This window comes from Massilia phyllosphaerae, from assembly GCF_034659755.1.
Lineage (GTDB): Bacteria > Pseudomonadota > Gammaproteobacteria > Burkholderiales > Burkholderiaceae_D > Telluria > Telluria phyllosphaerae.
In genome coordinates this window covers 253,956-265,738 of the sequence record NZ_JAXSQX010000008.1, presented here as the reverse complement: position 1 = coordinate 265,738, position 11,783 = coordinate 253,956, and the positions used below count along the sequence as shown (strand labels likewise).

At 64.8% G+C, this 11,783-nt stretch carries 8 protein-coding genes; 4 read left to right on the top strand and 4 right to left on the bottom strand.

Annotation, left to right across the window (positions count from 1 at the left end):
* Position 1: 1 nt before the first annotated feature.
* Positions 2-688 carry a YIP1 family protein gene (locus U1H99_RS26305; protein WP_323144630.1) on the bottom strand — a complete coding sequence of 229 codons (687 nt, stop codon included), beginning with the start codon at positions 686-688 and terminating at the stop codon, positions 2-4.
* Positions 689-835: 147 nt separating this feature from the next.
* On the opposite strand from U1H99_RS26305, the gene U1H99_RS26300 reads away from it, so the two are divergent.
* Positions 836-1,957, top strand: a complete 1,122-nt coding sequence (locus tag U1H99_RS26300; RefSeq protein ID WP_323144629.1) for a patatin-like phospholipase family protein — start codon at positions 836-838, stop codon at positions 1,955-1,957.
* 1 nt (position 1,958) lies between these two features.
* Here U1H99_RS26300 and U1H99_RS26295 read toward each other — a convergent pair whose 3' ends face one another.
* Entirely contained in the window at positions 1,959-2,630 is a 672-nt protein-coding gene (locus U1H99_RS26295) for a PEP-CTERM sorting domain-containing protein (RefSeq protein WP_323144628.1), read from the bottom strand.
* Between the two features lie 274 nt (positions 2,631-2,904).
* Here U1H99_RS26295 and ychF point away from each other — a divergent pair, with 274 nt between their 5' ends.
* Both ychF and U1H99_RS26285 read left to right on the top strand, forming a co-directional pair.
* Positions 2,905-3,996 (top strand): redox-regulated ATPase YchF, encoded by a 1,092-nt coding sequence (gene ychF, locus U1H99_RS26290; RefSeq protein ID WP_323144627.1) that lies wholly within the window; start codon positions 2,905-2,907, stop codon positions 3,994-3,996.
* A gap of 113 nt (positions 3,997-4,109) precedes the next feature.
* Complete coding sequence (locus U1H99_RS26285) at positions 4,110-7,595, top strand: DEAD/DEAH box helicase (RefSeq protein ID WP_323144626.1); 3,486 nt, start codon at positions 4,110-4,112, stop codon at positions 7,593-7,595.
* Positions 7,596-7,605: 10 nt separating this feature from the next.
* Here U1H99_RS26285 and U1H99_RS26280 read toward each other — a convergent pair whose 3' ends face one another.
* On the bottom strand, positions 7,606-7,779 hold the full coding sequence (locus U1H99_RS26280) for a DUF2256 domain-containing protein (RefSeq protein ID WP_323144625.1): 174 nt from the start codon (positions 7,777-7,779) through the stop codon (positions 7,606-7,608).
* Positions 7,780-7,815: 36 nt separating this feature from the next.
* The gene (locus U1H99_RS26275; RefSeq protein ID WP_323144624.1) at positions 7,816-9,477 is read right to left on the bottom strand and encodes a GMC oxidoreductase; all 1,662 of its coding nucleotides are present in this window, start codon (positions 9,475-9,477) and stop codon (positions 7,816-7,818) included.
* A 279-nt stretch (positions 9,478-9,756) separates the two neighbouring features.
* Between U1H99_RS26275 and U1H99_RS26270 the strand changes: the two genes are divergently transcribed.
* Positions 9,757-11,745 carry a PhoX family protein gene (locus U1H99_RS26270; RefSeq protein WP_323144623.1) on the top strand — a complete coding sequence of 663 codons (1,989 nt, stop codon included), beginning with the start codon at positions 9,757-9,759 and terminating at the stop codon, positions 11,743-11,745.
* Positions 11,746-11,783: the final 38 nt, after the last annotated feature.

Here is an 11,783-nt window from a genome sequence, read left to right as displayed (position 1 = left end):
CTTATCCCAGCAGGGCGATCTTGGCGGCCCACAGGCCGTAGATGAGCACATAAGGCAGCAGGGCGACCGTCAGGCAGGTGCCGGTCGAGCGGCCGGTCCAGGCTTTCAGGCCGATCACCGCCAGGAAAATGCACCACAGGCTGGTCAGGTTGACGCCGTTGGCAAAGCCCGCCCACGGATGCGAGGCCGGCAGGTGCAGCAACAGGTAGTTCAGCGACACCATGTTCAAGTCCTCGGCCACGACGTGACCGCGCGAACTGATGATCTGGACTGCCGTCAGCGGTACGCTGAGCAGGCTCGGCACGCTGGTCCACACCGAGAAGCCGAACCATTTGCCGTAGCCGATGCTGCTGCCGAGCACCTTGCCCGCGATCAGGTAATACAAGCCGCTGAAGGCATACACGATCAGCGAACCGATGACGCCGCCGATCACCGTGGTCAGCATCATCGATTTTTGCGTCATGTGACGCATCGCCGCCTGCACTTCCGGCTTGGTTTGCGCCGACGCCATGCGGTCGACCAGCCACGGGAAATCGACGGTCGAGATCCACCAGACCATGACGCCCACGCTCAGCACGATCAGCAGCAGCAGGGGCAGCCAGGCATGCGTCTTCGCCTTCAGGCGGGCGAACGTGGAAGAGGGTTCCAGAAAGACATTACCGATATCGAACAGCGCTTGCGTGGCCATGGGGGCTCCTTTGCGATTGACAATCGAGTCTATGCGATTCCGATACTGAAAATACTCACTTATTGTCACAATGTAACTTTATTGCGCCACCTGGTCAACATATGCATGTGACCGGCGCGGTCATGGCCTTCCTGCGATAATTTCCGGATGAGTGCATTGACCTTCCACGCCGGGCCGCTGGCCATGGCCCAGATCCGCGCGCACGGCTTGCGCCCCCAGGACATCGCCGTGGTGCCGGCCGCGGCCGGCGGTCCCAAGGGCCTGATCTTCCGCGCGCTCGACCAGTGGTTGTTCGGCGAGTGGTTCCCGCGTGCGCGGCGCGAACGCCTGCTGATCGGCTCCTCGATCGGCGCCTGGCGCATGGCGGCCGCCTGCCAGCGCGATCCGGTGCGCGCCTTCGAGCGCCTGGGCGAGCTGTACAGCGGCCAGCGCTACACCAGTACCAAGCCCTCGCAGGCGCAGATCGACGAAGTGGTGCAGGGTCTATTGCGTGAATTCGTGCGCGGCCACGAGGACGACATCGTCAGCCATCCGGATTACCGCCTGCACCTGATCACGGTGCGCGGCAAGCGCGGCCTGGCCGCGTCCGGCCATGACAAAGCGGCCGAGCACGGCCGCAAGTATGCCGAGATGCGCGGCTTTGCGGCAGCGGCACTGCACAACCTGGCATCGCGCGACCGTCTGGCACAGCTGATGGACCGCGTGGTGATCGGCGACCGCCGCGCCGATGCGCCCTGGCTGCGCGAGCGTTTCGACACGTTTTCGACGCACTTTGCAGCGCTGACGGCCGAGAACCTGGCCAGCGGCCTGCTGGCGTCCGGCACACTGCCGATGCTGATGAAACCGGTGCGCGACATCGCCGGCGCGCCGCCCGGCCACTACTGGGATGGCGGGATCATCGACTACAACCTGGCGCTGCCGTACGCGCGGCTGGCGCAGCAGGAACCGGCATCGATCGTGCTGTACCCGCATTTCAGCGAGCACATCGTACCGGGCTGGCTGGACAAGGCGCTGCCGTGGCGGCGCGCGGCGCGCGGACCGAATCGCGGCTGGCTGGACAACGTGCTGATCGTGGCGCCGAGCCCGGCCTTCCTGGGCAGCCTGCCGCGCGGAAAACTGATCGACCGCAGCGATTTCAAGTTTTATGGCTTGAACCACGACGCGCGCATCCTGGCGTGGCGCCAGGCGATGGAAGAGGGGGAGAGGTTGCGCGATGAATTTGTGGCCTTCGTGGCACGGCCGGACCCGGAGCGGGTCCGGCCGATTTGAATCAGCGGCCCAGCTTGCGGCGGTTGAGGCACAGCACAGCGACACCCAGGACCAGCAGCGCCAGGCTGCCGGGTTCCGGCACGGCCTTGGTGCCGAAGAATTCCAGTTCGCTCAGCTGGTGACCGTCGCTCGGCGTGACCGTCGACAGCGATTGGTAGCGGAAGATACTGTAGGCGGTCGGCGTCAGGTAATCGCTGCCGGCGAAGTACTGGTTGACCTGCAGGCGCTGCTGCCATGGGCTGGTGCCATCCTTGTTGTATTCGAAGATGGTGGTGTAGTTGACGCCGTCGTTCGAACCCAGGATGCGCCAGATGTCCGAATCGCGGCCGGGAACGTCATTCGCCGACGCCGCGGTGAAGCTGGTCAGGACATAACGCTGGGCGCCGAAGTCGGCTTCCACCCAGCCGTTGGTCGCGCAGCACCATTTGTCTGTGTTGCCGCCGACGCGGTTGTCGAACACGCTGAACGCGGACTCGCCGGCGAAATCGGCCTGGAACGACGCGCGGAAGGTGGCGTTGTAGCCGACGTTCGCATCGGCGCTGCCATCGTTTTCCGGATCGGTCAGGTCATGCCCGACCAATGCGGCCGTACCGGTGCCGCGCACGACCATCGCCTGTGCCGTGGCTGCGAACAGGCAAGCGCCGAGAAGGAAAACGGAAAGAATTTTTTTCATGGATGTAAAGGGATTGGTTGTTGAAACAGGTTTTAATTCCTTCAAGCAATTATTGTTCCCGCTTGGCTATCGTCTTGAAATTAAAAGTCTTTTCCTGAAGCTGGCTAACTGTAGGCAGCCGCGGTGTAAAGATTCTCGACAGAAATTTCGCGTTGTTGCCGGGTCATGGGCTTGTGGCGTTTTTCGGGCACGCCAGGCTGACCGCGGTTACAATGTGGGGTTTCGGGGCGGTCGCGTATACGCCCTTGCGTCCATCGAACCAGAAAGAATTCCTATGAGTCTGAAATGCGGCATCGTCGGCTTGCCCAACGTCGGCAAGTCCACCCTGTTCAACGCCCTGACCAAGGCCGGCATCCCGGCTGAGAACTACCCGTTCTGCACCATCGAACCGAACGTCGGCGTGGTCGAGGTGCCGGACCCGCGCATGCAGGCGCTGGCCGACATCGTCAAGCCGGAGCGTATGGTCAACGCCATCGTCGAGTTCGTCGACATCGCCGGCCTGGTGGCTGGTGCCTCGAAAGGCGAGGGTCTGGGCAACCAGTTCCTGTCGCACATTCGCGAAACCGACGCCATCGTCAACGTGGTGCGCTGCTTCGAAGACGACAACGTGATCCACGTGGCCGGCAAGGTCAGCCCGCTGGACGACATCGAAGTCATCCAGACCGAACTGGCGCTGGCCGACATGGGCGCCGTCGAAAAGGCGATCCACCGCGAGAACAAGAAAGCGCGTTCGGGCGACAAGGATGCGGCCAAGCTGGTCGCCGTCTGCGAGCGCTTGATGCCGCACCTGGACCAAGGCAAGCCAGTGCGTACCGCCGGCCTCGACGCCGACGAGATGGCCCTGATCAAGACGCTGTGCCTGATCACCGCCAAGCCGGCCATGTTCGTGGCCAACGTGTCCGACACCGGCTTCACCAACAATCCGCTGCTGGACCAGCTGACCGCGTACGCTGCTGAACAGAATGCACCGATCGTGGCGATTTCGGCCGCGATCGAAGCGGAGATTGCCGACCTGGACGACGCCGACAAGGCGGCGTTCCTGGGCGACATGGGCATGGAAGAGCCGGGCCTGGACCGTCTGATCCGCGCCGCCTACAAGCTGCTCGGCCTGCAAACCTATTTCACCGCCGGCGTGAAGGAAGTGCGCGCCTGGACCATCCGTGTCGGTGACACCGCGCCGCAGGCGGCTGGCGTGATTCACACTGACTTCGAACGCGGCTTCATTCGCGCGCAGACGATTTCTTATGATGACTACATCGCTTACAAAGGCGAGGCTGGCGCGAAGGAAGCGGGCAAGATGCGCGCTGAAGGCAAGGAATACATCGTCAAGGATGGGGATGTGCTGAACTTCCTGTTCAACGTCTAAGCCGCACGGCTACAAATGGATCCAAAGCCCCTGATGAAGGGGCTTTTTTGCTTGTAGGGTCATCGATCATTCTGTTGATGACCTTGTCTCGTTGGCACCCTTGAACGATGAAGATGAACGATTACACACCCGGGAACGGGGGCCGCGAGATATTGCGTTTCTGGCACCAGGTGGAATTTTTTATTCCATTCGACCTTGAACAGGTCGTGCAGGCCCATGATGCGGACTGGGCGGTCCAGCGCTGTCCGCAAGCCGCCCTGCAACGCGGCGACCGGCTCTTGTGGCGACCCTCCCTGCCGCCCGGGCGCGAACTCACCGGCTTCGATGTCTATATCGGTGTGTTCGACAAATCGTTGCTCGTGGAGGTAACGCGCCAAGCCCTGCAGGCGAACCTGTCGCCGGAGGAGCGTTGGGAACAGGAAGAGCGCGCCGGGCTGGAAGGGCTGACGTGCATGGCGAAGTTCCAGGCCGGACCGCTGGGAGAGCCATTGCTGGACAGCGTGTCGGTCTCGACCGCGCCATGGGCGCTGGGCCGTATCCAGCACAGCAAAGGCCAATTGACGGCACTCGACTTCGATGCATTCCAGAATGGTATCGAGGACTTGAAGGAAGCCCTGATCGAGTTCCGCCGCACGCGCGTGGACCGGCGAGTTCCCCATCCGGACGCCCCAGCGGACAGCAATGCCTCGACAAGGCCCCAGCCCTTGTCGAGCGAGGAACTGCTGGCCCTGCTGTCGATCTTCGAGACGTGGACGGGTTTCCAGCCGGAGGCGGTACGGGACGGCATGCCGGCGATCGTCATTCACGCCAGGAGCGCAGAGGAAAGCCGCAAGAAGCGCAGCGCGCCTCAGGCCACGCTATGGACGGCGGGGCTCGAGGACGAGGAGGACGGCGACGATGCAGGCAAGGCCACGGACGATATCGATGTCGAGATCCTCAACAGTTTCTTTGCCAAGGACATTGCCCGGGCACTCGCGTCGGTGGAGCAAGGCACGTCCGGACGCGCGTTGCAGGCGTATCTTGCCCCGGTCCCGGCGGAACGCCGGCTCGATCTGTACAGCGAGCAGGGCCGAGCCGCGATCTTGCGGATGCTGGCACCGGCCCACCTGCCGGCCGCGCACTGGCTGGATGAGCCGGCGCATGCGATGAGTCTGATGCAGCAATTTGCCATCAACAATATCTTCGACCGGTTGCAGGATGGCGGCATCTTCTCGGTGAACGGCCCGCCCGGCACCGGCAAGACCACACTGCTGCGCGACGTCTTCGCCGAATTGATCACCCGGCGCGCCCGCGTGTTGGCTGGTCTGGCGCGCGCCGGCGACGCTTTTGCCGGCACCGTTGCGGTAGATTTCCAGGGTGAGGGACGCTGCATGGTGTCGCGCTTGCGCGAGGACCTGACCGGCTTTGAAATGGTCGTCGCTTCCTCGAACAATGCGGCGGTCGAAAACCTGTCGCGCGACCTTCCCAAAGCCAAGGCCTTGGGCAAGGCAGGCAAGTCACCTTGGCGTGATGCGCAGGGAAACAGTACCGTCGGTTATCTGAAGCCGGTTGCGCACAACATCGCCGCGCGCACCGACAAGGGTGATTACATGAAGCTCGATGCCGACGATGCGCCATGGGGATTGATCGCCTGCGCCTTGGGCAACAAGGGTAACCGGAGCAGTTTCGCATTCCGTCTGAAGGTCGATGCCCGCCGCGCCGACAAGCCCGTCAAACACTTCGATCCCGCGCTCCACCAGTCCCTGTGGACGTGGCGCGAGAAATACGAAGGGCCTGGCTTTGCCGAAGCGCGTACCCGCTTCACCGCCCTCGACACGGCGCTCCGCGAACGTCTTGCACTGCTGGACCGTTATGCGCAATCGTGCGCCGTGCTGCGTGGGCAGACAAGAGACATTTTTTGTGCACAAGCCGATGTCCGGCTCGAGCAGGCGCTGCAAGCCTACCATGGCGCCGCTGCGGGCTTGGCCGGGCTGGAACGTGAACAAGCGTTGTGTACGGGACAACTGGTGTCGCTGCGTGAGGAAGCGGCGCTGATCGAACAGTCCCGTCCTGCCTGGTGGCTGCGCTGGCTGAAGCGGGCACGTGAACGCACGGCGCAGCAAGAACTGGCCGATAACCGGCGCGAGCAGCGCGATTGGCTGGTACGCCAGCGGGCCTCTGCCGCGACGCAGCGCGAGGCCGAGGAACGGCTGCGCGAAGCCGTTGGCGAGCAGGCACGGGCGCGCCAGGACCTGGCCGTACGCGAGGCCGAATGGAATGGGCTGCAGCGCGATCACGCGGCACTGGCGGCGGCATTTCCGGGGATGGCCGCGCCGTCGTCCGCGGCCGTACTGGAAGAAGACGACTGGCAGATCAGCGGCCTGTGGCATGACGAACAAACCAACCACCTGCGCTCGGCGTTGTTCGCCGCCGCGCTGACATTGCATGAGGCTTGGCTTGCCGAGGTGCTGCGAAAAGGCGGCGGGTTCGGGAGCAATGCCGTGGCGGTAACCCAGTTATTGGGTGGAAAGCAACTGCAGCAGCGCGAGCATGCACTCACGATCTGGCAAAGTTTGTTCATGATCGTGCCCGTCATCTCGAGCACGTTCGCGTCGGTCGCCAGCCAATTCCGGGACCTGGGGCCGGACAGTCTTGGCTGGCTTTTCATCGATGAAGCGGGACAGGCGGTGCCGCAGGCCGCCGTGGGGGCATTGTGGCGCGCCCGACGCGCCGTCGTGGTCGGCGACCCGCTGCAGATCGAACCCGTGTTCACCGTGCCAATCAAACTGATCGATGCGCTGGCCCGGACTGCGCGTCTCGATCCGGCACAGCCGGTCGAGCCCCATCTCGTGTCGGTGCAAGGCCTGGCCGACGAGGCGAATGCAATGGGTGCGTCGATCGACGCCCAGGGGAGCGCCAAATGGATCGGCAGTCCCCTGCGGGTGCATCGTCGTTGCGTCGATCCCATGTTCACGATCGCCAACCAGATCGCCTACGACGGCAAGATGATCTTCTTCGATCCGCACAATCCGGCGGCGCGCTTGCCTCCGGCCGACAGTTTCGACCTGGGGGCCAGCGCATGGGTCGACATCGGCGGGACAGCACAGGACAAACAGGTCGTGCCGGAGCAGGTCGCCCTGGTGCGCCAAGCCATCGTCGACTTGGTCTTGCGGACCGGCGAACTGCCTGCCCTGTACGTGATTTCCCCGTTCCGTCGCATCAAGCAGGCGCTGAGCCGCGCACTCCTCGACAGCGGCGCTTGGCCGGATGGCGCCCAGCCCGCGACGCGCCTGCTGCGCGAATGGTGTCGGGCGCGGATCGGCACGGTCCACACATTCCAGGGCAAAGAGGAGAGCATGGTCTGGCTTGTGCTGGGATGCGATGCCGACACCCGTGCAGCGGCAGCCTGGGCGGCCGGCAAGCCCAATCTGTTCAACGTCGCGCTCACGCGTGCCAAACACCGGTTCTTCCTGATCGGCGACACCGCGGTCTGGGCGGGCCTGCCGCATTTTGCCGAGGCGTCGGCGGCACGCCTGCCGAGAATCCGCCCCGATGTTTTCCTGCAACGGGTACGCTCAGCAGGGACGAGGACAAGTTCGGCGCCTGGGCCGCGCGCTTAGGCCTCGAGAGTCAATCCTCGTCCAGCACGGCCCTGGCGCTCGCCGGGCCGGCAGCCCGGCGGCACCGCTCCGAACAGTACTTGACGTTCTCCCAATCGCGCGCCCATTTCTTCCGCCATGCGAAGGGCAGGGCGCAGTGCGCGCAGGTCTTGGACGGCAGGTCGGATTTTTTGCGCATCTTCATGCAAACATTGTATCGCCATCCACCGTGCGGCACGGTTCAGGCGATCCGGTCCGCCAGGTCCTGCGCCAGCCCGCACACCGTCAGGGTCGGGTTCCACGCCCCCGCCGTCGGGAACAGCGCCGCCCCGGTGACATAGATGTTGCGCAGCCCGTGCGGCCGGTAATCCAGCCCCACCACCGAGCTGGACGGGTCTTCGCCGATCCACAGCGGCGATGCCTCGTCCACGACCAGGTGCGAGCGCACCTGCCGGCGCGGCGGCCGCACGCCTTGCCAGTCACCCGACGGGCCTTCGTCGATCCAGTATTCGACAGCGGCGGGCGCCGCCGCGACGCGGCCGGCCAGCGCGCCGATCGTCCGGCACGCCGCATCGTCCATCACATCCCACAAGGCCGCTTCCATCGGTCCCGCCTGCAGTTGCACCGTCATGTTCGTGGTCGGGTCGGCGCCGCCGTCCGGCCGCATCCAGTTGTCGCCATTCTGCTCGCCGACTTCCGCCAGCGCCGTGCACGCGAACAGCACCCAGTCTTCCGACCCCTGCAACTGGGCCGGGGAAGGCACGGCACCCGGCGCCTCGGCGGCCAGCGTGGCCGCGTCACGCGCCGGTTCCGAGGAAGCAAAGGCACTCACCTGCACCTGATACTGCAAGCCATTCTCTGCCCGCCCATGCAGCACATGCGCCCCCAGTTCCAGCGCCCCGGCCTGGCGAAACGCCGCGCGCGGCACCCGCGCCGTGAAGCGCGACATCAGGTGCCCGGTATAGTGCTTGCCGGCGTTCGGCAGCAGGTCGCCGAAGGAATGCATCAGCAGGGTCGCCGACGGGATCGCACCCATCGCCAGCACGATCTTCGCATCGCCGACGCGGATCGGGCCGCAGCCGGTTTCCAGCGTCGTCACGCGGCCATCGCCGTCGTGCAGTAGCAGTTCGACCGTGCAGCGGTCGACGATCGCCAGCTCGCTGCCCTGGCCCTGCGCGGCCAATGCCTTCTGGCGCTGCTGCAGGCCGAGCAGGGTGCCGACCGTGGAGAATTTGTGGAAGCCGGCGCCCGGTCGTTCGTCGTGCTGCACCGCTAGCGGCGCCGCGCCGGCATCCAGCGCCGAGGGCACCCAGCGTTTGAAATTGTCGCGCAGGCGGGTGTCGAGCTGGCGCTGCAGGCTGCCGTAGACGCTGTCGTCGATGCGGTCGGCGCTCGTCACATGGAGAAAAGCGCGCGCGTCGTCCCAGAAGCCGGGTTGCTGGGTGCGCTCGACCAGGGCTTGCGGCCAGCCGCGCAACTGGTCCGGCCGGGGCGCCGTGCACCAGCCGTGCCAGCAGGTGGAGCGGCCGCCCAGCATCGGGATCATCCCGGCCTGGGCCAGGTGGGCGTCCGTCGCCATCGCCGCGCTGCGGGTCCAGGGGTAGGTGGTGGCGTCGCCGGCGATGGCGCGCAAAGCGGCGGGCAGCGTCTGCACGTGGGCCGGCAGCCAGTAGCCGCCGCGTTCCAGCACCAGGATCGCGGCGTGCGGGTTGCGCGCCAGCGTGCGTTCGATGAAGGCGACGCCGGCGGGGCCGGTGCCGATCACGATGACGTCGTAGTGCGCGGCCTGCACCTGTTGCCAGCCGCTGCAGTAGGCGTTGCCGATGAGCTGGCCGGCGCCCGGCGATTGCGGGCCGGGGGCAGGGTAGCCGCGGGATGGGATGGAATGGGGACGGGTGGACATATGCAGCCTCCTCGAGTGAACGCGCCAGTCGGGCAATGCAATCGGAGTACCCCTAAAAAATAATCCAAGGGAAATGTCACAGTTCCGTCTTGGCTAAGACAGTTGCGATGCATCAAGGGCATCAGGCAGAGGGACTGAGGTATTTACAACACTTCAAATTTTTCGATGTCACACAGCCGTTAAATCCTTGTCATGAAGGTGACATACGCGGCCACTAAGCTCTGCCGGATTCCGTGCCCCATTGCGCGGCCCTCCCATTGAATCCAGGAGCTTTGAAGAATGAACGCGAATACCGATCTGTCCCGCCGCCGCCTGCTGCGTCTTCTCGGCGCCACGCCGATGCTGCCGATCGGCGCCGGCAGCGTGGCCGCCATGCTGTCCGCCTGCGGCGGCGGTGACGACAGCCCGGCAAGCACCACGCCGCCGACCCAGACCACGCCGACGGTGACCCTGGCCGGCGTGTCGTTCAGCTCGATGGCGGCGCCGTCGCTGGCGGATGCCGCCGCAATGGCCACGACCACGGTCGGCTCGACCATGACGGTCAATTTCAGCGACAGCAGCAAGCTCGATTTCAAGCTGTCCTATAAACCCTTCTTCATCACCGGCGATGCGGTGTCGAACGGCAGCGGCGGCACCATCGTCGCCGGCGGCTACTACGACATCAACAACAAGCCGATCATCGACACCACCGTGGCCGGCAGCGAACGCCAGTTCTTCTCTGACTCGCCGGACGGCACCTCGCTGTTGACCGTGCCAAACGCCAGCGTGGCCGGCGTCAAAGGCAACCCGGTGTTCGCCGTGGTGCAGTTCGAGTACACCACCTTCGCCCAGGACGCCAAGACCGACATGTACGGCAAACTGCCGTCGCCGATCGCCGTGCTGACCCTGGACCAGGACAAGACCAGCGGCAAGCTGTCGCTGGTGAAGTACCACAACGTCGATACGTCCGGCGTGAACGGCCTGTGGATCACCTGCGGCGCCAGCCTGTCGCCGTGGGGCACCCACCTGTCGAGCGAGGAATACGAGCCGAACGCCTTCACCGCCGCCAGCGACGCCCAGTTCAAGGCCTACAGCAAGAACCTGTACGGCGACGAAACCAAGGCCAACCCGTACAACTACGGCCACCTGCCGGAAATCACCGTCAACCCGGACGGCACCGCCAGCATCAAGAAGCACTACTGCATGGGCCGCATCTCGCACGAGCTGGTCCAGGTAATGGGCGACAACCGCACCGTGCTGATGGGCGACGACGCCACCAACAGCGGCTACTTCGTGTTCGTGGCCGACAAGGAGAAAGACCTGTCCTCGGGTTCGCTGTACGTGGCCAAGGTCGGTGCCGGCTTCTCGCTGGACCCGGCCGCCGCCGCCGCGCCACTCACCTGGATCAAGCTCGGCTCGGCCACCAGCGACGAAATCCGCGCGCTGGCCGCATCGACCAAGGCGACCGACATCATGGACGTCAAGACCGCCGACCCGCAGGACGCGACCTATTCCAAGGTCACTTCCAACGGCCGCGTCGAGTGGATCAAGCTGAAGCAGGGCATGGAAAAGGCCGCCGCCTTCCTGGAAACCCATCGCTACGCCGCGCTGGTCGGCGCCTCGATGGGCTTCACCAAGATGGAAGGCACGACCGTCAACCTGAAGGACAAGATCGCCTACTCGGCGCTGGCCAACTGCAACGGCTCGATGGTGGCCGGCAGTTCGACCAACGTGCCGGGCAACGGCATCTCGATCCCGAAGGCGCTGACCGCCGGTGCGGTGATGATGCTGAACCTGAAGGGCGGCCAGAAGGACCTGGCTGGCGGCACCATCAACAGCGAGTGGATGCCGGTCGATACCAAGGCGCTGCTGGTCGGCGAAGACATCGCCGCCGACGCCCTCGGCAACACCGCGAACCCGGACAAGATCGCCAGCCCGGACAACCTGAAGTTCTCGGAAAAGATGCGCACCCTGTTCATCGGCGAGGACAGCGGCAACCACGTCAACAACTTCCTGTGGGCCTACAACGTCGACACCAAGACGCTGACCCGCGTCCTGTCGACGCCGTCGGGCGCCGAATCGACCGGCCTGCATGCAGTGGACGACATCAACGGCTGGACCTACATCATGAGCAACTTCCAGCACCCGGGCGACTGGAGCAGCAGCCTGCACGCCAAGGTGAAGGACACGCTGGATCCGCTGGTGAAGGCCAACTACAAGAACAAGTTCGGTGCGGCGGTCGGGTATCTGACTGCAGATCTGAGCCAGTTCAAGTTGGCCAAGGCGTGATGTTTCGGCGGGAGGTCCCGTATGGCATTCCCGCCAAT

What these genes read in the sequence shown, in the direction of transcription:
- U1H99_RS26305 (WP_323144630.1), bottom strand. Translation starts at nt 688, where the DNA reads ATGGCCACGCAAGCGCTGTTCGATATCGGTAATGTCTTTCTGGAACCC.
- U1H99_RS26300 (WP_323144629.1), top strand. Translation starts at nt 836, where the DNA reads ATGAGTGCATTGACCTTCCACGCCGGGCCGCTGGCCATGGCCCAGATC.
- U1H99_RS26295 (WP_323144628.1), bottom strand. Translation starts at nt 2,630, where the DNA reads ATGAAAAAAATTCTTTCCGTTTTCCTTCTCGGCGCTTGCCTGTTCGCA.
- ychF (WP_323144627.1), top strand. Translation starts at nt 2,905, where the DNA reads ATGAGTCTGAAATGCGGCATCGTCGGCTTGCCCAACGTCGGCAAGTCC.
- U1H99_RS26285 (WP_323144626.1), top strand. Translation starts at nt 4,110, where the DNA reads ATGAACGATTACACACCCGGGAACGGGGGCCGCGAGATATTGCGTTTC.
- U1H99_RS26280 (WP_323144625.1), bottom strand. Translation starts at nt 7,779, where the DNA reads ATGAAGATGCGCAAAAAATCCGACCTGCCGTCCAAGACCTGCGCGCAC.
- U1H99_RS26275 (WP_323144624.1), bottom strand. Translation starts at nt 9,477, where the DNA reads ATGTCCACCCGTCCCCATTCCATCCCATCCCGCGGCTACCCTGCCCCC.
- U1H99_RS26270 (WP_323144623.1), top strand. Translation starts at nt 9,757, where the DNA reads ATGAACGCGAATACCGATCTGTCCCGCCGCCGCCTGCTGCGTCTTCTC.